Raw genomic sequence first — 22,133 nt, forward strand, 5'->3', positions numbered from 1 at the left:
CGATCGGTCGTGACCGCCGCTCAGTAGAACTCTTTGACGAGTCGGTCGGCGCCCTCGGGCGCTCCCTCGGGCAGGTCGTTCATCGGCTGGTCGGGGCCGCGCACGGCGTCGTAGGGCACGCTGTCGTCGTCACGGTAGAGCACGCCGATGTACTCGGTGTCGGGGTCCACGATCCGATCGTTCGCGCGCTCGGCGTTCGTCGGGTCGTGATCGGTGTCGGCCAGATCGACCACCGAATCCCGGAAGTAGTCGTAGGTGTCGACGTCGTTGAACGTGACACACGGTGAATAGACGTTGACGAAGCCGAACCCGTCGTGTTCGATCGCCTCTTTGACGATCTCCGCGTGGCGCTGGCTGTGCGACGAGAAGGACTGCGCGATGAAAGTGCCACCGGCGGCCATCGCGAGCGCCGTCGGATTCACCGGAGCCATGTTCGTCCCCTCGGGTGAGGTGGCGGTCTCGAAGTCCTCACGACTCGTCGGGGAGAACTGGCCTTTCGTCAGGCCGTAGATCCGATTGTCCATCACGACGTAGGCCATGTCGACGTTCCGCCGGAGTGCGTGGACGAAGTGTCCGACGCCGATCGAATAGCCGTCGCCGTCGCCGCCCGCGACCATAACTTCGAGATCGGGGTTGGCCATCTTGACGCCGATCCCGACGGGGAGTGCGCGGCCGTGGACGCCGTGGATCGCGTAGCTGTGCGTGTAGGTGCCGATCTTGCCCGAACAGCCGATGCCCGCGACGATGAACGTGTCGTCGGGACTCGCGCCGGTCTCCGCGAGCGCCTTCATCATGCCGTTCATCGTCCCGAAGTCACCACAGCCGGGACACCATGTGGGCTGTTTGTCGGATTTGAAGTCGGTGAAGTGTGTCTCGGAACTCATGCTCGGACCTCCATGACCCGCTCGACAATGCGATCTGCGAGTTCGTCGGCCGTGAACCGGACGCCGGTGTATTTCCCGATGCGATCGACTTCTTCGAGAACGTCGCCTTCGATGACGTCCGCCAGTTGACCGGTCGCGTTACACTCGACGACGACCGTCCGCTCGGCCGCCTCGATGGGCCCCGAGAGGTCGGGCCGAGGATACAGGTACGGGACCGTCAGGACGCGCACGTCGATTCCCCGCGATTCCAACTCGGGCAGCGCCTCGCGGATCGCACCCTCGTTCGAGCCCCAGGAGACGACGAGCGTGTCGGCGTCGGGATCACCGAACTCCCGCCAACTGAGGTCCTCGCGCTCGCGGGCGGTCTCGACTTTGTGCTGGCGTTTGTCGACCTGATCGACGCGCTCGTCTTCGGCCTCGGTGCGATGGCCGCGCTCGTCGTGTTCAAGGCCGGTCGTCATGTGCGCGGCGTCGACGGTCCCGGGGAAGGCTCGCGGACTGATCCCATCGTCGGTGACGGCGTGGGGCTGGAAGTGGCCGTCGGCGTCGGTCCAGTCCGCCACGCTCTCCTCGTAGCCCGGCCCGGCGACCTTTCCACGATCGATCTCGACGCTGTCGACGTCGAAGCGCTCGGGCGGGAACGTCTGTTCGGTGACCGCCATCGAGAGGTCCGAGACCAGAAAGACCGGCACCTGGTAGCGCTCGGCCAGATTGAACGCCTCGACCGTCCGGTCGAAACACTCCGCGATCGTCGTCGGCGCGAGGACGAACCGTGGAATCTCGCCGTGACCACCATAGAGCAGTTGATTCAGATCGCCCTGTTCCTGTTTGGTCGGCATCCCCGTCGAGGGCCCGGAGCGCATCACGTCAGCGATCACGAGCGGCGTCTCGGTGGTGGCGATCAGCCCGATCGTCTCGGTCATCAGGTCGATCCCCGGGCCCGACGTGGCGGTCATCGACCGCGCGCCCGCCCGGGCCGCGCCGAGCGCCATGTTGATCGCGGAGAGTTCGTCTTCAGCCTGGACGACCGTCCCGCCGAAGTCCTCGATCCGCCCGGTGAGATACTGCATCACGTCCGTCGCGGGCGTGATCGGGTAGCCCGCGTAGAACCGACAGCCTGCGGCGATCGCGCCCATGCCGATCGCCTCGTCGCCGTTGAGGAGGACGTAGTCGGCGTCGGTCGTCTCGATCGCGTAGTCGGTGTCGATGTCGAACTCTCCACGGACGTAGTCCCGGCCGAGGCGGGCCGCCTCGCGGTTGTTCGCGACGATCGCCTCGCCTTTCGTCCCGAAGCGCTTGACGAGCGCCTCGTCGAGATAGTCGACGGGAAAGTCGACGACCGCCGCGGCCGCGCCGAGCGCGACGACGTTGCGCATGATCGCGCCGCCGGCCTGCTCGGCCAGATCCTGCAGCGGGACCGACAGGCCGATCGACTGGTCGGGAATCTCGACGTCCTGCATCGAGGTGCGCTCGCCGTCGTAGATGACGACGCTCCCGTCGACGAGTTCGTCGCGGTTCTCCTCGATCGTCCGTTCCGTGAGCGCGATCAACACGTCGAGGCGGTCGACGACGCTCTCGACACGGTCGACCGAGGTGCGGACTTTGTACGCGGTGTACCCACCGCGGATCCGCGAGGCGAAGTCCTTCGATGTAAAGACGTGACGACCGGCGCGAGCCAGAGCCTGTGCGAAGATCTTCCCTGTCGAGTCGATCCCGTCACCGGCCTCGCCGCCGATCGCCCAGTTGAGGTCCGAAGCCATGCTAGGGAATGGATATCCCGCCGGCGAGAAAAAGGCTTCTGCAGGTGGCAGTCTGGGCGGGGTGTTCGATTTCCACCCGAGGGGACTGAAACGAACGGCGACGGCCACTGTCCGTTACCCAAACGCCGAAGACGGCGGCGCGTGTCACGGGTCGTATGGACCACGAATCGACGCAGATCAGCGCCGTCGAATCGGTCGGCCCCGACGCGGTCGCCGTCACGATCGACACGCCCGACGGGTTCGACGCCGCGCCTGGCCAGTTCGTCTCGCTGTCCGTCCCCGAGAGCGACGAATCGCGCTTCTATACGGTCTCGTCGCCGTCCGTGACGGAGACGTTCGAGGTCACGCTCACGATCGATCCCGATGGCACACTCGCACCCCTGATCGCGGAGCGGGCGGTGGGCGATTCCATCGAGGTCGCGGGGCCGTTCGGTGACGCTCACTACGATGGGCAGGCCCGCCCGCTCGTGCTCGCCAGTGGCCCGGGCGTCGGTCCCGCGGTCGCCATCGCTGAACGCGCACACAGCGAGGGGGCCGACCCAGCGATCGTCTACCGTGACGCGACGGTGATTCACAGCGACCGTCTCGACACGCTGGCCGACGCGGGCGTCCCCGTCGTGATCCTCGACGCCGACGCCGACCTGCGTGATCCAGTCGCGACGGCGCTCGATCGCGACCCCGACGTCGTCTTCGTCTACGGGTTCGCGGCCTTTATCGACGACGTCGAGGCCGCCGTCGCAGCGGCGGACGCAGACCCCGCTGACGTCCGCGTCGAGAACTTCGGGTAGTCGATCGGACGCGCGTCCAGTCCGAATCTGCAGACCGCGAGCGCCTCGTCAGCGAACCGTCGTGTTATTTGCTGTCGTCGCCCACCAATATATAAGCGTGCCGGCCAAGAGTTAAACCGTTAGATATAGTAGTGTGCTACCGAATAGCATGTTCGAGCGCTTCTCCCGGGGGTACTACCTCGGGCGGATGTACGTCGAACCCCACGACGGGGATCGAGCGACGATGGCAGCGTCGCTGCACGAGCGCGTCAACGACGAACTCTACACGCCCGACGAGGGTGTCCAGCGACTGGACTTGCCGGTGGTCATGAAACTCGGGTCGACACACTTCACGGTCGTCGGGGCCGAGGACGTACCGAGCGATACGCTCGCCGTCCCGAAGTCGGTCGTCGAGGCCGCAGACCTGAAAAATCCGCCCAGTCGCCGGGAGGTCCTGCTCGCGAAAGCCGACCGGGCCGTCCAGATCCTCCAGACGAGTCTCGGCCTGCCCGGGACCGACGACGTGAGTCCACACGTGGGAACTTAGTGGGTCGCCGCCTTCTCGTCGGGCATGCTCGATACTTTGCTCGGCCGGACAGCCCTCAAAGAGCGCATCGCGGACCTCGAAGCCGAGCGCGACGACCTCGAAGACGAACTCGACGCCGAGCGCCAGCGCCGCTCGACGGCCGTGACCAAGCGTCAGGACGCCGAGGAGCGGATCAACCGCCTGGAAGACCGGATCGCAGACCTCGAAGGCCAACTCGACACCCAGGACGTCACGACCGACGGGCCCCAGGTCCGTCACGACGCGGTCCTCCGGGGCGCAGACATCGATGCGATGCTCGACCGACTCGAATCGTATCGGACCGACCCCGAAGCCACGGTGACCGCCTACATCGACGACGGAGCCGTCTCCGAAGCGCTCACGGAGGCGTTCGGTGACCGCTGGCCGCTGGTCGACGACGCCCGCCCGTGTCTCGCGGTGACCGACGACCGGGACCTCATCGGCGCGACCCTCTCCGTGCCGCGCCCGCCCGATCCATTCGTCAGCTTCGACGACCGCGTGCAGATCGAGCGGTCGTGGTTCTCCGAACCGGACCGGTACACACTCGCCGTCGTCCGCTCGGATCTGTTCGCGATGGGCCGATACGAAGACGGTGAGCGCACCGGATTCCGGGGGTTCGACGCCGACCTGATGGAAAACCACTCGAAAGGCGGGTTCTCACAGGCCCGTTTCGAACGCCGTCGCGACGAACAGATCGACACGCACCTCGATCGGTGTCGGGCCGTTTTGGTGGAACTCGATGCCGACCACCTCTCCGTTGTCGGTGAGCGGTCGGCGGTCGACGATCTCAGGGAGTTCGCGGACTATACGGCGACCTCGGACGCGCGCGGATCGCCCGAGGAAGCGCTCGCGACCGCGCGGCGCGACCGCTGGGCCGTACGATATCGAGCGGTCTGAAAAGGAGTGAGTTTACTCGAACGTCTCGGCGGTCGAGGAGCTACTTTCGTAGCCAGGGACGCCGTTCATCGCGCCGTAGCCGACGACGAAGATGGCGTACCCGCCGAGGACTGCCAGGCCGATCACGAGAATCAGGGCCCGGAGGTTCGGCGGCACGACTGGTGCATTGTTCACGACTTCCATGCCGGCCGCCGTGGCGGCCTGAACCGTTTCACCGTCGGCGTTCGTGCCGACGTACAGCGGAACGTTGTTGCCGGCGAGAACTTCGATCAGCCCGATCACGACTGTCGAGAGGAGTAGCAGGCCACCGCCGACGCCCATTGCGATTCGATCGACCATCGTCTTAGTGTTGTCTGTCATTTTTGGTCACCTCGTGTTAGCCCAGGAAATACCGCAAGACCGGATTTTGTTTGACCACAGCCGTGTCTTCGACGATGGCGTCGAGACCCCAGACGCGGCCTGCGCCCAGGACGATCATCGTCACGAAAAACAGCAACCCCATCAGGTCGCTGTTGACGATGCCGTGGCCCCAACCGACGTTGATCGTCACGAAGAAGACCATGAGCATGACCCCAAAGAACGATGCTGTCCGGACGAGCAGGCCGACGAGCAGGCCAAGCCCGATGAGCGTCTCTCCGAGCGGGATCATGAGATTGACCAACGCCAGGGGTGCTCCCGACGCGAACGGCGCGACGACGCCCTCCATCAGCGTTCCCTGAGCGGCAAATTTGAGGTAGCCGCTCGCGTCGAACGCTTCAGCACCCAGGAATTTCGTAATTCCGGCGTGGAAAAACCAGAACCCGACGATCAATCTGAGCATGAACGTCCAGTATGCCAACCAGTTACTCGGTAGCTGATACGATACATCTCGACCGAACAGGTCCGCGTTTATTTCGTCTGGCATTCGTATCTGCCTCCGTGTGATGTTTTTGCACACCTCTACTTATATGCCGCCACTCGTTTTCAAATCTTGAAAACACGATGAGGGCGTGGCGTACTGTCGTTTGGGTATTTTAATCTTATTTTTGCAGAATCTATATTCGGTTATTTTTCATAGTAGTCTCGTGAATCATTCTAACCGATTGAAAAACACGATCGAGCCTCCATCGAGACGTGACCGAACTCCCTCCCCTCCCCCATCGAGACACGATCGACCCGGACCGAACATTGATGGTCGTTCCATGGTGACATACTATCATGGGCAAGCGCATCCTGGTGCCGGTCGACGGGTCCGAACAGGCCCACTGTGCCGCGGATTTCGTCGTCGAGGAGCATCCGGACGCAGTCATGGTCCTTCTCCACGTGATCAACCCCGCAGACGCGGGCTACAACGTTCAGGCGTCGATCCCGACGTTTTCGGAGGACTGGTTCGAAGGGCAGAAAGACCGTGCGCGAGGGTTGTTCGACGACATCGAAGCCGACGCGGAAACCGCGAACGTTCCCGTCGAGCGCGTGATCGAAGTCGGCAAGCCGACACAGGCCATCGTCGAGTACGCCGAAGACAACGACATCGATCAGATCGTCATGGGCAGTCACGGACGCGCGGGCGTCACCCGAATCTTGCTGGGCAGTGTTGCCGAGACGGTCGTGCGTCGCTCACCGGTCCCCGTGACGGTCGTCCGGTGAGTCACTGCGATCGGCGGACACGCCTCAGAAAATCGAAGTCTGGTAGACCGAGATACCGTCGTCGGTGAGTTCGTACGGCTTGGTCTCACGGGAGTGGTTCGTATCGCGGATCTTCTGAATTTCGACCGCGAGACGAGTCTCGCGGTTCTCCTCGCGAACGTATCGCATCAAGAAGACGGCGTCGGTCAGATACTCGATGATGCCGTACCGCGATGCGTGTGAGACGCTGTCGGACGCTTCACTCGTCAGGCAGGTCGAGACACCGATCCGCTTGAGCGAGCGCGCGAACTCGTGGATCTCCGAGCGACGCTGGGCCCGATCGGAGTACATCATTTCGAGGACGGACACCGAGTCCACGACGAGACGGTCGGCCCCGAACCGCTGGATCAACGCGGGCAGTTCGTCCTGAATCGTATCGAGACTGTTCGCCATCTGAATGGGGTCCATGTCCACGACCGCGAGTCGGCCATCGTCGATGTACTCTTCGAACGGCCAGTCTCGCTCGCGGGCCGCTGCGATGACGCTGTCACGGGACTGCTCTAAGGCGATGAAGACTCCTTTCTCGCCGGATCGAAGCCCCTGTCGGAGGAACTGGAGCCCGAACGTCGATTTCCCGGCGCCAGGCGGCCCGATGACGACGATCAGCGAGGTCTCGGGAATGCCACCCCGAATCATCAAATCGAGGCCCTCGATCCCGAGGTCGATCCGTGGCACGCTCGATTCGAAGTCGTCGAACTCCTCGTCGAGATCACCAGCGGGCGCCTGGGCCCCACCGAACGGAGCCCCCTCAGGGAAGTCATCGCGACTCCCCTCTGCGCCTTCGTCGGGCCTGGACTCCGCCGGAGCGGACGCTTCGGGCGGAGACTGGTCCGATCGCTGGTCGCCATCGGACTCACGGAGCGCACGTTCGAACCAGTCCTCGGTCACGACTGGCCCTCCGCAGAGCGCGCGATCATGGTACCCCTAGACGGTTCCACTGGATTAAAGCTACTCGCCGGCCGAGGACACTCTCGGCACCACTCCTCGGAACAGTCAGGTCTCGGTGTCGGGATCCGCTGGCGACCGGGCATCACTCGTCGGACGGGTCCGAATCCGCCAGTACAGGCCGCCCGTAGCGGCGATACCGACGGCAAGGGCGACACTCCCGATGACGATCCGTTGGGCGACGGTCACGAAGAGCACGCCGAGTGCGAGTGCGACGAGTGCGACGTTAGCTTCGAGAACCGAGAGCAGGAACGCCCGCTGGACCGCCGGATCGACCGCATCAGCGTGCGCGCTCGGGGCGGAATCTCCAGCGTTCGAATCGGCGTTCGAATCGACCACGGACGCGATTCGCCTCCGCGGCTCAAAAACGGTTCGTGACGATCACAGCATGTCGTCGAGATCGATACCGGCCGAACTCTCGATCCAGGCCAGCGGGTCGGAAGCGTCCTGGAGGACGAGACGGTCGTCAGTTCGGTACCCTTCCACTGTCCGGATGGCCGCCGGCTCGACCGCGTTCGCTCCGTGTGCTTCCTCGACTGCCTGGCCGTGCATCCGGTCGGACATTGCTACGCGCTGTGGTACACGATGCCAAGGTAAAGTCGTATCGGTCGCTGCGATTCCCCCGCGTGGATCGTGGGCGTTTTTGTGTCGCGGCCGATTGGAGAGGGCATGAACGGTCCGGAGCAGGCGTCGCTGACGTCGTTCGACGACGAGCGTCCCGCCGCGGCCGAGGCGGCGGCCGTCGCCGGCGGGGACGTCGCGGCCATCGACACGTTCGACCCCGATCGCGAGAAGTACCCCGACGCCGACGGCACGGTCGATCTCGCCGTCGTCCAGGTGGACTACTCCGTCGAGGGGTCGGGCGCCGAGGAGTACCCCGTCATCCACGTGTTCGGGCGACGGCCCGACGACGAGTCGCTCGTTCACGTGCAGGTCCACGAGTTCCGGCCCTACTTCTACGCGCCGACCGCCGATATCGACCCCGAGGCCATCACGGCCCGCGATCGGATGACGGGAACCGAACCGGGCTTCGAGAGTATTCGAGGCGAGGATCTGATCCGGATCTACGGACAGACGCCCCGTGACGTCGGGCAGATCCGCGACGAGTTCGATCATTTCGAAGCCGACGTCCTCTTCCCGAATCGATTTCTGGTCGATCTCGACGTTCGCAGTGGGATCCGTGTGCCCGCACGGTGGGTGGACAGCGAGGATCGCGTCGCCCGTGTCCCCGTCGAGGAGGTCGAGGCCGTCGACGTCGACGCCGACGCGCGCATCCACACGATGGACATCGAGGTCGACGACCGATCGGGCTTCCCCGAGGACGGCGAGGAACCGATCGTCTGTCTGACGACCCACGACTCTTTTACCGACGAGTACATCGCCTGGCTGTACGACGCCCCCGACGCGACCGTCGACCCGCCCGCCGTCCTCGACGAGTACGAGCCACTGGAGAGCGACTTCGAGGCCGACGTGCGCGTGTTCGACACCGAGGCGGCGATGCTCGACGCGTACATCGACTATCTCGATACGAGCGACCCGGACGTCATCACAGGCTGGAACGTGGACGACTTCGACGCACCCTTCCTGATCGATCGACTCCAGGTCCTCGACCGTCGATCCGATCGCGACCTCGATATGAATCGCCTCTCGCGAATCGGTGAGGTCTGGGAGTCCGACTGGCAGGGCCCAGACATCAAGGGCCGGGTCGTGTTCGACCTCCTACGGGCGTACAAGCGCACGCAGTTCACCGAACTCGAATCCTATCGGCTCGAAGACGTGGGTCAGGCCGAACTCGACGCCGGGAAAGAAACCTACACCGGCGACATCGGCGACCTCTGGGAAGATGATCCGACACGCCTCCTGGAGTACAACCTCCGTGACGTGGAGCTGTGTGTCGAACTCGATCGCAGCCAGGACATCATCGCTTTCTTCGAGGAGGTCGCGACCTTCGTGGGCTGTAAACTCGAAGACGCGCCCACGCCCGGTGACGCCGTCGACATGTACGTGTTGCACAAGGCCTTCGGCAAGTTCGTCCTCCCCTCGAAGGGCACCGTCGAGTCCGGCGAGGAGTTCGAGGGCGGGGCGGTCTTCGACCCGATCAGCGGGATTCGGGAGATGGTTTCTGTTCTAGATTTGAAAAGTCTCTATCCGATGTGCATGGTAACAATTAACGCATCGCCCGAGACCAAGGTCGATCCCGCCGAGTTCGACGGCGAGACCTACCGTGCACCCCCGCCGAGCGACCAGCACTACCGGACCGAACCCGACGGCATCGTTCGGGAGATGGTCGACGAACTCCTGACAGAACGCGAAGAAAAGAAGTCACTTCGAAACGATCACGAGCCCGGTACCGACGACTACGAGCGCTACGACCGGCAGCAAGGAGCTGTAAAGGTTATTATGAACTGCTTTACCCCGGACACCAATGTCTTGACGCCGTCCGGGGTTCGAAACGTTCGGGACCTCGACGTCGGCGACGATGTATATTCGATCGACCCGGACACGCTCGACGTGGAGGTCAAGCCGGTCACCGAGACCTGGGCCTATCCCGACTACGAAGGAGAACTCGTCGACATCGAGACGGACAAGATCGACTTCGGGGTGACGCCGAACCATCGAATGCTCGTTCGCAAGGACGAGACGAACGGGATCTCGTGGGACGAAGACGACTACCGCTTCGTCGAGGCTGGCGAGTTGGACGACGCGACGAACTACCAACTCCCCCACGACTGGTCGATGGACCACTGCGACCCGATCGAGACGGTCGATGTGACCGAGTGGATCGACGGCGAGTACGAGGTCTGGGTGCGTCCGTCAGTCCACGGGCACACGTTCACTGCAGAACTCGGCTGGACGCCGCGACGCGTGCCGAAAGCCGACGTCGGCGAGGTCGGCTACGTCTTCACGGCCGAGGAGTTCGAAGCCCACCGCGAGTACGTCGAGTCGGTCTGTGAGTACAGTTTCGTCCACCGCGAATCCGGCCGGAAGTGGATTCCTCGAACGTACGACGGTGACGACGTCGTCGAACTGCTCGCGTGGTTCGTGACAGAGGGTAACGTCTACACGTCCGAAGAGAAGGAGTTCGGCGAGAATTTCCGCGGGAGTGCGACGACGGTACAGATCGCCCAACAGCGAGTGAGTGTCACGGACGGCGGTGATTCGGACGACGGAAGGGACGCAGACGGCGACCACGCAGCGATCGGGCGGCTTCTCGATCGGATGGGGTTCGATTACTACGTGGACGACCGGGCCTACCGGTTCACCTCGAAGCTGCTGGGCGATCTATTGACCGATCGGTGTGGAGCGGGGAGTTTCGAGAAGCAGATCCCAGACATCGTCTTCGACCTCGACGAGTCCCAGAAGCGACGGTTCCTCGAAACGCTCATCGACGGTGACGGCGACAAGCAGCCCGGGTCCTGGCGATATTCCACGGCGAGCGAGCAGTTGCGCGACGACGTATTGCGTCTCTGTACGCATCTCGGCTATACGGCGAGTTTCAACCGCGACAGCGACGCCTGGCGAATCTACGTCACCGAGAATTCGAAAAATACGCTCCGAATGCACCGTAGCGGATCGCGTTCTACCGCCGAGAACGGGGTCTACTCCGTCACCGTCGAGGACAATCACACCGTCCTCGCGGGCCGAAACGGTCGGTTCCAGTGGGTCGGCCAGTCGCTCTATGGCGTGTCTGGGTGGGATCGATTCAGACTGTACGACAAGGACAACGCCGCCGCCGTCACCGCCACCGGACGGGCCGTCATCGAGTACACCGAACGGGTCGTCGACGAGTTGGGCTACGACGTGACCTACGGCGACACCGACTCGGTCATGATCAGTCTCGCCGATATTTCTTCGACCGAGGAGGCCATCGAACAGTCGTTCGATATCGAGGAGGCGATCAACGCCTCCTACGACGAGTTCGCGCGCGAGCAACTGAGCGCCGAGGAGCACCGCTTCCAGATCGAATTCGAAAAACTGTATCGCCGCTTCTTCCAGGCCGGCAAGAAAAAGCGCTACGCGGGCCACATCGTCTGGAAAGAGGGGAAAGAGGTCGACGACCTCGACGTGACGGGCTTCGAGTACCAGCGCTCGGACATCGCCCCGATCACCAAACGCGTTCAACACCGCGTGCTGGAGATCATCTCCCGAGAGGGCGACATCGACGCCGTCGCGGAGTACCTGACCGACGTGATCGAGGACTTCCAGGCGGGCAACGTCGACCCCGAGGACGTGGGCATCCCGGGCGGCATCGGTAAGCGCCTGAACAACTACGAGACCGACACCGCACACGTGCGCGGGGCGAAGTACGCCAACTGCGTGTTGGGCACGAACTTCGGGCGCGGGTCGAAGCCAAAGCGCCTCTATTTGCGCAAGGTCCACCCCGATTTCTTCGAGGCCCTGGAGGACGAACAGGACCTCGACCCCGCCGAGGACCTGATCTACGGCGAGTTCAAACGCGACCCGGACGTCATCTGTATCGAGTACGCCGAGCAACTGCCCGAGGCGTTCGAAATCGACTGGGATCGCATGCTCGACAAGACGCTCAAAGGTCCCATCGAGCGCGTCATCGAGGCCCTCGGGTTGACCTGGCAAGAGGTCAAATCGGGCCAGGAACAGACCGGGCTCGGCCAGTTCGCAGACTGATCGGATCGGCTGACTGGCTGGCGAGCTCTCTGGACGCTACTCGACGGTCCAGTCGGTCGTGACGCCGTCCGACCCGATACGGACCTCGACGCCCTCCTGTGGCTCGATGCGCTCCTCGAACAGCGTTTCGCCGTCGCGTTCGATCGTCAGGATTACCGGCTCGCCGTTTCGATGCGGCGTCAGATCGAGCGCCTCGTTCGGTTGGAGGGAGACCTGCTCCGCGAACAGGGCTTCGCGTTCGCCCGACTCGCCATCACTTGCGGGCATCAGTTCGACCGTACAGACGCTCGGATCCGCCCGCCAGCTAACCACTTCGAGTCCGAGCGTGACGTCGGGTGTGGGCCCATCCGACTCGGTCGTCGGCCCATTCGTGACTGCGTCCGTCGTCGCGTCGCCGTCCGATCGGTCGAGACACCCAGCGACCGCCCCGAAGAGACCCACCCCACCGAGCGCGAGGAACCGACGGCGGTCCATGCATCTGAGTCCCGTTTACAAGATACTTGAAATCGGCGGTGAGTGAGCCCTTCATCGATTGAACCCGCAACTCTGTCCTACCAGGCCGGCACGAAACACCGACACGCTTTCCTTCACGAAAAATTTCCCTTGGTTGTTCACCAACTCGAAGTCTGCTCCTAGCGCAACCGTTATGGGTTCGACCACCTCATTTTCGGGTGACCTAAAGATGGCTACGCTCGAACTGTCTAACCTGCACGCGAAGGTCGCCGAAGACGGCGGCGAACAGATCCTCGATGGCGTCGACCTGGAGGTCGGCTCCGGCGAGATTCACGCACTGATGGGCCCGAACGGCAGCGGAAAGTCGACGACCGCGAAGGTCATCGCGGGCCACCCCGCCTACGAGGTCACCGACGGTGAAGTGAACCTCCACCTCGATGGCGACGAATTCGAGGACCTCGAGGTCGACGAGGCAGACCTGCACTGGAACCTCCTCGATCTCGAACCCAACGAGCGCGCGGCGCTCGGCATCTTCCTCGGGTTCCAGTATCCCGCGGAGATCGAGGGCGTCACGATGGTGAACTTCCTCCGAACGGCGCTCAACGCTAAGCTCGACGAGCGCGCCGAACTGTTCGAGGACGAAGACGAAGACGCTGAGGCCGACGAGGACGACGCGGGCTACGAGACCTCACCGATGGAAGGCCCCGTCGACGAGGGCGAAGTCGGCGTCGAGGAGTTCCAGGCGATCCTCTCAGAGAAGATGGAGCAACTCGACATGGACGAGTCGTTCGCGAACCGATACCTCAACGCGGGCTTCTCCGGGGGCGAGAAAAAACAGAACGAGGTGCTCCAGGCCGCGATCCTCGAACCCGAGATCGCCGTGCTCGACGAGATCGACTCCGGGCTGGACATCGACCGCCTGCAGGACGTCTCGAACGGCATCGAAGCGCTGCGCGACGAGCAGGGCACGGGCGTCCTCCAGATCACCCACTACCAGCGCATCCTCGACTACGTCGAACCGGATCACGTCCACGTCATGCTCGACGGCCAGATCGTCAAATCCGGCGGGCCCGAACTCGCGGAGAAACTCGAGGATCGCGGGTACGACTGGGTCCGCGACGAAGTCTACGAGGCGGCATAGGGTGATACAATGAGCTCCGACGATCTCCAAGACACCAACACGGAAGCACGATTCGAGTTCAAGAAAGAGCAGAAGGCGGCGGAAGTCGCCGAAAAGGGCCTCACCGAGGAGACGGTCCGGATGATCTCCGAGGACAAAGACGAGCCCGAGTGGATGCTCGAACGGCGCCTGAAAGCCCTGAACGTCTACCAGGAGATGCCGATGCCGACCGACTGGCCCGGTCAGCCCGACCTGAGCGACGTCAACGTCGGCGAGATCCTCCCGTACATCCGCCCGGACATCGAGACCCGCGGCGGCGAGGACGACTGGGACGACCTCCCGGACGAGATCCAGGACACGTTCGACAAACTGGGCATTCCCGAGGCCGAGAAGAAGGCCCTCTCGGGCGTGGGTGCCCAGTACGAGTCCGAAGTCGTCTACCAGAACATGAAAGAGGAGTGGGAGGACAAAGGGGTCGTCTTCATGAACATGGACAAAGCCGTCCAGGAACACCCCGAGATCGTCCGGGAATACTTCATGACCCGGGCGGTCCCACCGACGGACAACAAGTTCGCCGCGCTCCACGGCGCGGTCTGGTCCGGCGGGTCGTTCGTGTACGTCCCCGAGGGCGTCACGGTGCAGATGCCGATCCAGGCGTACTTCCGGATGAATTCGGAGGGCATGGGCCAGTTCGAACACACCCTCATCGTCGCCGAGGAAAACAGCGAGGTCCACTACATCGAGGGCTGTTCGGCACCCCAGTACGCCACGCACAACCTGCACTCGGGTGGCGTCGAGGTGTTCGTCAAAGAGGGCGCTCACGTCCAGTACTCGACGGTGCAGAACTGGTCGAAGAATACGTACAACCTGAACACCAAGCGCGCGATCGTCGAGAGCGACGGCCGGATGGAGTGGATCTCCGGGTCGATGGGCTCGAAGGCGACGATGCTGTACCCCTCCAGCGTCCTGCAGGGCCCCGGCGCGAGCGACAATCACATCACCATCGCCTTCGCGGGCGAGGGCCAGAACATCGACACCGGCGCGAAGGTCTATCACAACGCCCCCGACACGAAATCGACGATCGAGTCCAAATCGATCTCGAAAGACGGCGGGCGGACCAACTACCGTGGCCTGGTCCACATGGGCACGAACGCCGCGGGCGCGTCGACCAGCGTCGAGTGTGACGCGCTGATGTTCGACAACGAGTCGACCAGCGACACGATGCCGTACATGGAGATCCGCGAGAGCGACGTCGACGTCGCCCACGAGGCGACCGTCGGCAAGATCGGCGACGAGGACGTCTTCTACCTGCAGTCGCGCGGCCTCGACGACGACGACGCCAAGCAGATGATCGTCGCCGGGTTCATCGAGCCGATCACCGAGGAACTCCCGATCGAGTACGCCGTCGAACTGAATCGGCTGATCGAACTGGAGATGGAGGGGAGTCTCGGATGACCGCGAGCACTCATCAGTCGCCGTCGGTGACCGCGTCGACCGTCGAAGAGATCTCCGAGGGCCTGGGCGAACCCGACTGGCTCACCGAGATCCGCCTGGAGGCCTTCGAGGCCCACGACGAGTTGCCCCAGCCGGAGGTCATCCACACGCCCGGACGCCGATGGACGAACCTCGACGACGTCGATCCCGCCGCGCTGGCCGATCCCGACCAGAGCGCGAGCGCGAAAGATCGGATCGAGGCCGACGGCGCGGAGGTCCTGGCGTGGGCCGAGGCCGTCGACCAGCATCCCGAAGTCATCGAGGAGCACTTCGGATCGGTCGTCGACCCCCAGCGCGATTCGTTTACCGCGCTCTCGACGGCCCTGTTCAGCGCGGGCACGCTCGTCTACGTGCCATCGGGCCAGGCCGCCGAGGACGTGACGATCCGCACCTCGATGGGCGCGCGATCGCTGTTCAACTACACGCTCGTCGTCGCCGAGGAGTCCGCCTCGGTGACCGTCCTCGAACGTCAGTCCAGTGCGGCGACCGACGCGACGGATCGATACTACAGCGGCGTGGTCGAGGCGGTCGCGGGCGAGAACGCCTCGATCGAGTACGGCACGCTCCAGAATCTGGACAGCGACACGACCGCACTCGGCGTCAAGGCCGGCGAAGCCGACCGTCACGGCACGATCGACTGGTTCGAGGGCAACCTCGGCGGCGGCCTCGTCAAGGCCAGCGTCGAGACCACGCTCGCGGGCGACGGCTCCGAGACCCGCATCGTCGGGGCCTTCTTCGGGCACGACGACCAGCACGTCGACGTCGCCTCGCGTGTCGATCACGAGGCCGAACACACCACGGCCGACCTCGTCACGCGTGGCGTCCTCGACGATCGGGCGCGCTCGGTGTACGAGGGCGTCCAGAACGTCGGCCGCGAGGCCTGGGACACGAGTTCGTTCCAGCGTGAGAACACGCTCATGCTGAGCGACACCAGCGAGGCCGACGCCTCCCCGAAGCTGATCATCAACAACCACGACACCGAGGCCAGCCACTCCGCGACGGTCGGCCAGGTCGATTCGGAAGACCTGTTCTACATGACCTCGCGGTCGATCCCGGACCAGGCCGCTCGCGACATGCTCGTCGAGGGCTTTTTCGAGCCCGTGCTCGACGAGGTCACCCTCGACGAACTGCGTGAGGACATCCGCGCGTTGATCGCGGATCGCCTCGAAACCCGGTAGATCGCTTTTCTCCGTTCGTTCTCTCGACAACGCGGGGCCCGATAGTGTGGTGCGCACCGTCGAAAACCGATCATCGACGCTGCAGCGTCCTCAGGCCCATCGACGAGTGCAAAGACATATTCGAACCGATGACGACATCCAATACCAATGTCATCAGAGACGGAGCCAGGGAGAACACACTGGCGAACGGCGGAGACCCATGCGTAGCGGTGGACTCACCTCCCGACGACGGTTTCTGTCCGTCCTCGGGGCAGGCACACTCTCCATCGTCGGGGCCACCGGTCAGACGGCGAGTGCAGAGACTGAGCGATCAAACTGGGCCTACGACACCGGTGAGGGGTTCTGGGACAGTTCACCGACTGTCGTGAACGGAACGGTCTTCGCGGCCGGGACAGAGACGCTGTACGCGATCGATGCGAACGCGGGCACTGAACGATGGGTCCACGAGTTCGATCACCTCGGAACGTCTTCGCCAGCCGTCGTCGATGGAACGGTGTTCGTCGGGGACCAGAACGGCGTCGTCACGGCGCTCGACGCCGAGACCGGGGCCGAGCGGTGGGCGTTCGAGACCGACGATGTCGTCGACTCCTCTCCGACGGTCGTCGACGGAACGGTCTTCGTCGGGAGTTGGGACGACAGCGTCTACGCCATCGATGCCGAAACGGGCATCGAGCGCTGGTCGGTCGAGACCCACGAGGGGGTCGTGTCCTCACCGGTCGTGACAGGCGGCGTACTCTACGTGGGGAGTATGGACGGGCGACTCTACGCACTGGATGCAGCGACTGGGACCGAACAGTGGCGTTTCGAGACTGACGGACCGATCAATGCGTCACCGACAGTCGCATCCGGGACGGTGTTCGTCCCCAGTTTCGACAGGCACCTGTACGCCCTCGATGCGAAGACTGGCACTGAGCAGTGGTCAGTCGAACTGCATCCCCCCATAGACTGGGATTTTGGGGGCTACACCGGACGGCTCCGATCGTCACCGACAGTGGCCAATGGAACCGTCTACGTCGGGAGCTTCGGGAAGGCCCTGCACGCGCTCGACGCCGAGACAGGCGCCCTGGAGTGGCACTTCGAATCGGAGCATGTGTTTCAATCCTCACCGACGGTCGTCTCAGACACAGTGTTCGTCGGCAGCAACAGTGGAGGCGTCGTCGCACTCGATACGGCCGATGGGTCGACTCGCTGGGCGGACGAGAACGCCCCAAGTGTCAGCGCCTCACCGACGGTGGCCGATGGAACCGTCTTCGTTGTCGACTACGACGGAGTGATTCACGCGCTCGACGCTGACGTGATAGGCTCTGGCGAGGGATCACGCGCTCGACTCGGCACGCTCGGACACCACGGTAGCTGGCAGTATGCGGACCAAGAGATCGACATCCCCGGGGGCCTCCTCATGACGGCCCGACGATCCCTCCAGGATCCGGGAATTCCGGAACTCCTGGTCGGGGGCGGAATCGTCGGGTCCGCTGGTTTCCTGGCCCACAAGAAGTGGAATCGCAGTCGTCCTGGAGAGAACGGGTAGTCGAACGGTCAGCTATATGGTTTCGAACAGCGCGAGCACGTCCTGCAAGTCGACCGTGCCGTCACCCGAGAAATCGTAAAACTGCGCGTCGTCCTGGACCGCGTCGCTGTCCATCTGCTGGAACAGCGTGTTCACGTCGGGGAAGTTCACCGCCCCATCACCCGAGAGGTCCTCGTACAGGCCGTCACCGTCCGGATCGGTCGGCATCGGTCCGTCGATCGAATCGGGCGCCGCGACCCGGACCGTCGACCAGGGGTACGACGGTGGCTCGCTGTGGAATCGGTCGAGCGTCGCGTACAGATTAGTAGCGCCGGCAGCCTGGCCGGTGAGTTCGATCGCACCGACGAATGGATCGTCGGTTTCGAACGCCTGGATAAGAAACGGTTGCGGGTACGTGATAGTCACTGCCGATCCGTCGTCAGCGATCTCGACTGTCGCGGGCGGAAACGACTCGTCCGACTGATCGTAACCATCGAACATCCACTCTTCCTCGTCGAACACCATCGGTGCAGCGTCCGTGATCGACGCCGTACAGGGGTCGACGAGACTGGCCTCGACGACGACCTCCTCCGAATAGTGGAGATCCGGAGGCGAACCGACCAGCGTCCGACACTCCAGTGGAACGACGACCGATTCGCCCGGTGCGATGGCCGAGCCTGGAGTCTTCGCGTACACGTCCGTCCCCGGATCTGCGATGAGGCTGGTAATCTCCTGGTAGCCGGTGAGTGGACGCGACCGCTGTCCATCTGCGTCGATCGATCGAACCGTGATGAATCCGCCCTCTCTGATCGTGATGCGGTTCACTCCTGGCTGGACACGGTCGACGACGTCGCCGTCGACACGAACCTCGACCGAGTCGAACGACGGACACTCAGCGCCGTCGACGTCCCAGTACACGTCGATGGTGTTGCCCCACTCCACGAGGCCGAGATTCGAGATTCCGGGCGGTGGTCCGGAGGCCGCCTCCACCTCGATCGGTGTCCAGTTCGAGAACGCTTCGGACTCCGACTCCAGAGACACCGATACGTCGAGTGCCGACCCGCCCGCGTCGGCACCAACGAATTCGACCGACCCGATGCGGAGCGGATCGGTGAGTTCGATCGCCTCGTCGAGTTCGACCGTCGCCGTGAACGAGACGTCGTGTGATCGAGACTGCTGATAGCCCTCCTCGGGGGTCGTCGAGACCGACGCGGCGATATCGGTATCGAAGGTGTAGTCCGTAATCGAGACAGCACAGGGCGAGGAGAACTGCACGTCGATCGTGATCGGGCCTTCGAGCCAGATCGGGTGATCCTCCAGGCCCGGGTCGAGCACGATATCGGCCGCCGCCGTCTCTCCGACCTCGATCAGCGACGCATCGAGATCGAGGTGCGTCCTGACGATTCGAGCCTTGTCTCCGGGAACGGCTTCGATCGTGGCCGGCGACGACTCCCGGCCATCGTCCGTGACCGCGACGATCTCGTAGGTTTCCGATCTGCCGCTCTCCGGAGAGAAGTGTATTCGATCGACGCCGGCCGGGACGGTGCGTTCGACGCCACCGCCACTGACGCGGTAGTGATCGACGACACTGGAACACGGATCGACGCCGGACCAGGTGAGTGCGATGCCGAACCCAGTTGGCGGGCGGACGACATCCACGTCCCACGGCGCTGGCACCGACTCCTCGGCCGCTCCCGACAGCCCCGCTCCCAGGCCGACGACCGCACTCCCGCCGATCACCGCGAGGAAGCGCCGCCGTGAGTGCGATCCGTCCGGTCGGTCCCCGCTCACCTGTGGTCTACCGATCATATCGTAATTTTATATTGAGCGAGATGAAATAATTTTCCCCACACGCTGTCGTGGAATCTGTCCGACGCTGTCGACTCCGTCTGCGACCCGGTCGTCAGTCCCGGACGGTCGAATCCCGCGACAGACCGGGACGAGATTCGGATACGATCGAAACGAATCTCGGTCGGTACTCGCCTCCATACGGTCTGGCTGCGGAAATATTATGTTTTTTGAGGTCGAAATCAAACAAGACGTGAGGGGAATCCTAGAACCATGACACAGTTACCAGAAGACGACCGTCAGACCGTGACACGCCGAGGAGTGATCAAGGCCGCCGGCGCGGGCCTCGCGACGACAGGGCTCGCTATCACCGGGCCGATCGGCTCCGCGTCGGCGGGCGTGCCGACGCCGGCGCTCCACACCGAGGGCCGGTGGATCAAAGACCCGAGCGGGAACACAGTTCGTCCGCGCGGGTTCGCGACCGCGTCGGTCGATTACGTCGCTCGAAGCTGGTACTCGTACCCACTCGTGCCCTCCCAGGGCAGCGGGCTCTCCATTCTGGAGTGGGCGACCAGCGACCAGCACGGGTGGTATCCCAACCACGTCCGCCTGCCGGTGACCTCCGAGGTGTTCACCGCCGATCAGTTCTCACTCGACGGGATCATCCAGGACCACCTGCGACCGGCGGTCGACTACCTGAAAGTCCGCGGCCAGTACGCACTAATCGACTTCCACCTGATCCGGCCGTACAACGATCAGGGGTACGCTGACGACGATTCAGAGTACGAATATCGTGCGGGCGAACTGATGGAGCTGTTCTGGCCCGCCGTCGCAGAGGAGTTCGCTGACGACGACAACGTGATCTTCGAGCTGTTCAACGAGCCGACACTCCCCGCCGGATGGGGCACGGATGACGCGACGATCTGGGAGATGTGGAGGACAGCGGCCCAACCGTGGGTCGACACGGTCCAAGAACACGCTCCGGCACGCCCGCTCGTGATCGGGTCACCGTCCTGGACCTCCTACCCACACATGGCGGTCGACGACCCGTTCGACGGTGACAATCTGATCTACGCGGGCCACATCTACCCCGCGAACGGCGATCCCTACGAGGAGAATTCGGACGGCTCGGGCCCGTTCGACCAGACCTACGGCGCGCCCGCCGAGGACGTGCCCGTCTGGATCACCGAGTTCGGGTGGGACCCCAACGGTGGATCGGTCGATCAAGGGACGACCAGCGACTGGGGCGAACCGTTCCGCGAGTGGATCGAGAGCTACGAGAACGTTGGCTGGTCGGCGTGGTGTTTCGACGATACGTGGGCCCCGACCTTCTTCGAATCGTCGGGCCAGGGCCACAGCGGCGACTGGACGCTCAAAGACGGCAGCGACCAGCACGCGGGCTTCATCAAATCCTGGCTCGCGGACACCCGCGACGAGCAAAACCCCGAGCCAGCGGTCGCAGACGACCAGGCCCCGCCCGCGCCGACCGGGCTGAGCGTCGATCGCGTCTCGGAGATCTCCGCGACGGTCTCCTGGAATAGCGTCACCGACGAAGGCGAGGCCGGCCTGCTCAAATATCAGCTGTTCCTCGACGGCACGAGGACGACCGAGGTCGGGGCCGACACCACGACGGCGACCGTCGACGGCCTCGATCCCGCGTCGACCTACGAGGTGAGCGTGATCGCCGTCGACGCCGCGCGCAACGCCTCGCCCGAGGCGACGACCACCGTCGAGACGCTCGCGCGCGACGAGGGCCAGTCGGCGTTCGTCGATCAGACGGTGCCCTGCCGGATCCACCTCGAAACGTTCGACGAGGGCGGGCCCGGTGTCGCGTACTTCGACACCGACGCCGCCAACCAGGGCGGGTCGACGTATCGCGATGCCGGCGTCGACATCTCCGAGAGTGCGGACAACCGCTACATCGCGAATCTGAACGCCGGTGAGTGGATGGAGTACACCGTCTCGGTGCCCGAAGCCGGATCGTACCCCGTCCGGGTCAGCTTCGCCGGAACGGCCAGTCCCGCCGCGACGGTCCGCGTCGAAGGCGACGGCGAGTCGGTCAGCGGCAGCGGGTGGCAGACCGGCGGCTGGGAGTCGTGGGCCGACACCCGGATCGGCGACATCAGCCTCTCTTCGGGTGAGCACGTCATCCGGGTCGTGGTCGAGGAGTCGGGATCGAACCTCGACTGGGTCCAGATCGGGGACCCCGAATCGACGACCCCGCCCGAGCCACCCGAGACGACTCCCGAAGAGCCGGGTTGGCCGGCCGGGGCGTCCGATCCCGACGGTGATGGTCTGTACGAGGACCTCTCGGGTGACGGAACGGTGAACTTCCCCGACGTGAACACACTGTTCCAGAACACGGATACAGCGAACGTCCAGAACAACACACAGTTCTACGACTTCGACGGCGACGGGGGCGTCGACATGCAGGACGTGCTCGCGCTGTTCGAGATGGTGTGATCA

At 63.9% G+C, this 22,133-nt stretch carries 19 protein-coding genes; 10 read left to right on the forward strand and 9 right to left on the reverse strand.

Features of this window, described 5'->3' with window-relative positions; all coding sequences use genetic code 11:
- Positions 1-20: 20 nt before the first annotated feature.
- Together HARCEL1_RS06795 and HARCEL1_RS06800 are read right to left on the reverse strand one after the other, a co-directional pair.
- Positions 21-884 carry a 2-oxoacid:ferredoxin oxidoreductase subunit beta gene (locus HARCEL1_RS06795; protein WP_108381800.1) on the reverse strand — a complete coding sequence of 288 codons (864 nt, stop codon included), beginning with the start codon at positions 882-884 and terminating at the stop codon, positions 21-23.
- Positions 881-2,644, reverse strand: coding sequence for a 2-oxoacid:acceptor oxidoreductase subunit alpha (locus HARCEL1_RS06800; protein ID WP_108381801.1), 1,764 nt, complete (start codon positions 2,642-2,644; stop codon positions 881-883). Before HARCEL1_RS06800 ends, HARCEL1_RS06795 begins: the two co-directional genes overlap by 4 nt.
- A 155-nt stretch (positions 2,645-2,799) precedes the next feature.
- Between HARCEL1_RS06800 and HARCEL1_RS06805 the strand changes: the two genes are divergently transcribed.
- From HARCEL1_RS06805 to HARCEL1_RS06815, 3 genes are all read left to right on the forward strand, one after another.
- Entirely contained in the window at positions 2,800-3,432 is a 633-nt protein-coding gene (locus HARCEL1_RS06805) for a ferredoxin--NADP reductase (protein WP_108381802.1), read from the forward strand.
- 148 nt (positions 3,433-3,580) lie between these two features.
- A complete protein-coding gene (locus HARCEL1_RS06810; RefSeq protein ID WP_108381803.1) occupies positions 3,581-3,958 on the forward strand; it encodes a DUF5802 family protein in 378 nt (125 codons plus the stop codon).
- Between the two features lie 24 nt (positions 3,959-3,982).
- Complete coding sequence (locus tag HARCEL1_RS06815; protein WP_108381804.1) at positions 3,983-4,873, forward strand: Vms1/Ankzf1 family peptidyl-tRNA hydrolase; 891 nt, start codon at positions 3,983-3,985, stop codon at positions 4,871-4,873.
- Between the two features lie 12 nt (positions 4,874-4,885).
- Here the strand turns inward: HARCEL1_RS06815 and HARCEL1_RS06820 are convergent, their stop codons facing one another.
- Together HARCEL1_RS06820 and HARCEL1_RS06825 are read right to left on the reverse strand one after the other, a co-directional pair.
- Complete coding sequence (locus HARCEL1_RS06820; protein WP_108381805.1) at positions 4,886-5,233, reverse strand: hypothetical protein; 348 nt, start codon at positions 5,231-5,233, stop codon at positions 4,886-4,888.
- Positions 5,234-5,249: 16 nt separating this feature from the next.
- On the reverse strand, positions 5,250-5,777 hold the full coding sequence (locus tag HARCEL1_RS06825) for a TQO small subunit DoxD (protein ID WP_108381806.1): 528 nt from the start codon (positions 5,775-5,777) through the stop codon (positions 5,250-5,252).
- Between the two features lie 293 nt (positions 5,778-6,070).
- Here HARCEL1_RS06825 and HARCEL1_RS06830 point away from each other — a divergent pair, with 293 nt between their 5' ends.
- Positions 6,071-6,499 (forward strand): universal stress protein, encoded by a 429-nt coding sequence (locus HARCEL1_RS06830; protein ID WP_108381807.1) that lies wholly within the window; start codon positions 6,071-6,073, stop codon positions 6,497-6,499.
- Between the two features lie 24 nt (positions 6,500-6,523).
- Here HARCEL1_RS06830 and HARCEL1_RS06835 read toward each other — a convergent pair whose 3' ends face one another.
- The 3 genes from HARCEL1_RS06835 to HARCEL1_RS06845 all read right to left on the reverse strand — a co-directional run bounded on the left by HARCEL1_RS06835 (position 6,524) and on the right by HARCEL1_RS06845 (position 8,047).
- Positions 6,524-7,426, reverse strand: a complete 903-nt coding sequence (locus tag HARCEL1_RS06835) for a KaiC domain-containing protein (protein WP_108381808.1) — start codon at positions 7,424-7,426, stop codon at positions 6,524-6,526.
- A 105-nt stretch (positions 7,427-7,531) separates the two neighbouring features.
- Positions 7,532-7,822, reverse strand: coding sequence for a DUF7322 domain-containing protein (locus HARCEL1_RS06840; RefSeq protein WP_108381809.1), 291 nt, complete (start codon positions 7,820-7,822; stop codon positions 7,532-7,534).
- Between the two features lie 42 nt (positions 7,823-7,864).
- A complete protein-coding gene (locus HARCEL1_RS06845) occupies positions 7,865-8,047 on the reverse strand; it encodes a DUF7331 family protein (RefSeq protein ID WP_108381810.1) in 183 nt (60 codons plus the stop codon).
- A gap of 105 nt (positions 8,048-8,152) precedes the next feature.
- Between HARCEL1_RS06845 and HARCEL1_RS06850 the strand changes: the two genes are divergently transcribed.
- Positions 8,153-12,127 carry a DNA polymerase domain-containing protein gene (locus tag HARCEL1_RS06850; protein ID WP_108381811.1) on the forward strand — a complete coding sequence of 1,325 codons (3,975 nt, stop codon included), beginning with the start codon at positions 8,153-8,155 and terminating at the stop codon, positions 12,125-12,127.
- 36 nt (positions 12,128-12,163) lie between these two features.
- On the opposite strand, the gene HARCEL1_RS06855 is transcribed toward HARCEL1_RS06850, so the two are convergent.
- Complete coding sequence (locus HARCEL1_RS06855) at positions 12,164-12,601, reverse strand: hypothetical protein (protein WP_108381812.1); 438 nt, start codon at positions 12,599-12,601, stop codon at positions 12,164-12,166.
- A 208-nt stretch (positions 12,602-12,809) separates the two neighbouring features.
- On the opposite strand from HARCEL1_RS06855, the gene HARCEL1_RS06860 reads away from it, so the two are divergent.
- The 4 genes from HARCEL1_RS06860 (at position 12,810) to HARCEL1_RS06875 (ending at position 17,900) form a co-directional block, all read left to right on the forward strand.
- The gene (locus HARCEL1_RS06860) at positions 12,810-13,721 is read left to right on the forward strand and encodes an ABC transporter ATP-binding protein (RefSeq protein ID WP_108381813.1); all 912 of its coding nucleotides are present in this window, start codon (positions 12,810-12,812) and stop codon (positions 13,719-13,721) included.
- Positions 13,722-13,730: 9 nt separating this feature from the next.
- Positions 13,731-15,155, forward strand: coding sequence for a Fe-S cluster assembly protein SufB (gene sufB, locus HARCEL1_RS06865; protein WP_108381814.1), 1,425 nt, complete (start codon positions 13,731-13,733; stop codon positions 15,153-15,155).
- Positions 15,152-16,372, forward strand: coding sequence for a Fe-S cluster assembly protein SufD (gene sufD, locus HARCEL1_RS06870; RefSeq protein ID WP_108381815.1), 1,221 nt, complete (start codon positions 15,152-15,154; stop codon positions 16,370-16,372). The genes sufB and sufD overlap by 4 nt, the downstream gene beginning before the upstream one ends.
- Before the next feature lie 199 nt (positions 16,373-16,571).
- Positions 16,572-17,900 carry an outer membrane protein assembly factor BamB family protein gene (locus HARCEL1_RS06875; RefSeq protein ID WP_108381816.1) on the forward strand — a complete coding sequence of 443 codons (1,329 nt, stop codon included), beginning with the start codon at positions 16,572-16,574 and terminating at the stop codon, positions 17,898-17,900.
- A 12-nt stretch (positions 17,901-17,912) separates the two neighbouring features.
- Here the strand turns inward: HARCEL1_RS06875 and HARCEL1_RS06880 are convergent, their stop codons facing one another.
- Positions 17,913-19,688, reverse strand: coding sequence for a hypothetical protein (locus tag HARCEL1_RS06880; protein ID WP_108381817.1), 1,776 nt, complete (start codon positions 19,686-19,688; stop codon positions 17,913-17,915).
- A 252-nt stretch (positions 19,689-19,940) separates the two neighbouring features.
- On the opposite strand from HARCEL1_RS06880, the gene HARCEL1_RS06885 reads away from it, so the two are divergent.
- Complete coding sequence (locus HARCEL1_RS06885; RefSeq protein ID WP_108381818.1) at positions 19,941-22,130, forward strand: cellulase family glycosylhydrolase; 2,190 nt, start codon at positions 19,941-19,943, stop codon at positions 22,128-22,130.
- Positions 22,131-22,133: the final 3 nt, after the last annotated feature.

Origin of the sequence: Halococcoides cellulosivorans, from assembly GCF_003058365.1 — an archaeon.
Taxonomy (GTDB): Archaea; Halobacteriota; Halobacteria; order Halobacteriales; family Haloarculaceae; genus Halococcoides; species Halococcoides cellulosivorans.

Bases quoted from the DNA above. Each gene is read 5' to 3' on its own strand.
- HARCEL1_RS06795 (WP_108381800.1), bottom strand. From the start codon at position 884: ATGAGTTCCGAGACACACTTCACCGACTTCAAATCCGACAAACAGCCC.
- HARCEL1_RS06800 (WP_108381801.1), bottom strand. From the start codon at position 2,644: ATGGCTTCGGACCTCAACTGGGCGATCGGCGGCGAGGCCGGTGACGGG.
- HARCEL1_RS06805 (WP_108381802.1), top strand. From the start codon at position 2,800: ATGGACCACGAATCGACGCAGATCAGCGCCGTCGAATCGGTCGGCCCC.
- HARCEL1_RS06810 (WP_108381803.1), top strand. From the start codon at position 3,581: ATGTTCGAGCGCTTCTCCCGGGGGTACTACCTCGGGCGGATGTACGTC.
- HARCEL1_RS06815 (WP_108381804.1), top strand. From the start codon at position 3,983: ATGCTCGATACTTTGCTCGGCCGGACAGCCCTCAAAGAGCGCATCGCG.
- HARCEL1_RS06820 (WP_108381805.1), bottom strand. From the start codon at position 5,233: ATGACAGACAACACTAAGACGATGGTCGATCGAATCGCAATGGGCGTC.
- HARCEL1_RS06825 (WP_108381806.1), bottom strand. From the start codon at position 5,777: ATGCCAGACGAAATAAACGCGGACCTGTTCGGTCGAGATGTATCGTAT.
- HARCEL1_RS06830 (WP_108381807.1), top strand. From the start codon at position 6,071: ATGGGCAAGCGCATCCTGGTGCCGGTCGACGGGTCCGAACAGGCCCAC.
- HARCEL1_RS06845 (WP_108381810.1), bottom strand. From the start codon at position 8,047: ATGTCCGACCGGATGCACGGCCAGGCAGTCGAGGAAGCACACGGAGCG.
- HARCEL1_RS06850 (WP_108381811.1), top strand. From the start codon at position 8,153: ATGAACGGTCCGGAGCAGGCGTCGCTGACGTCGTTCGACGACGAGCGT.
- HARCEL1_RS06855 (WP_108381812.1), bottom strand. From the start codon at position 12,601: ATGGACCGCCGTCGGTTCCTCGCGCTCGGTGGGGTGGGTCTCTTCGGG.
- HARCEL1_RS06860 (WP_108381813.1), top strand. From the start codon at position 12,810: ATGGCTACGCTCGAACTGTCTAACCTGCACGCGAAGGTCGCCGAAGAC.
- sufB (WP_108381814.1), top strand. From the start codon at position 13,731: ATGAGCTCCGACGATCTCCAAGACACCAACACGGAAGCACGATTCGAG.
- sufD (WP_108381815.1), top strand. From the start codon at position 15,152: ATGACCGCGAGCACTCATCAGTCGCCGTCGGTGACCGCGTCGACCGTC.
- HARCEL1_RS06875 (WP_108381816.1), top strand. From the start codon at position 16,572: ATGCGTAGCGGTGGACTCACCTCCCGACGACGGTTTCTGTCCGTCCTC.
- HARCEL1_RS06880 (WP_108381817.1), bottom strand. From the start codon at position 19,688: ATGATCGGTAGACCACAGGTGAGCGGGGACCGACCGGACGGATCGCAC.
- HARCEL1_RS06885 (WP_108381818.1), top strand. From the start codon at position 19,941: ATGACACAGTTACCAGAAGACGACCGTCAGACCGTGACACGCCGAGGA.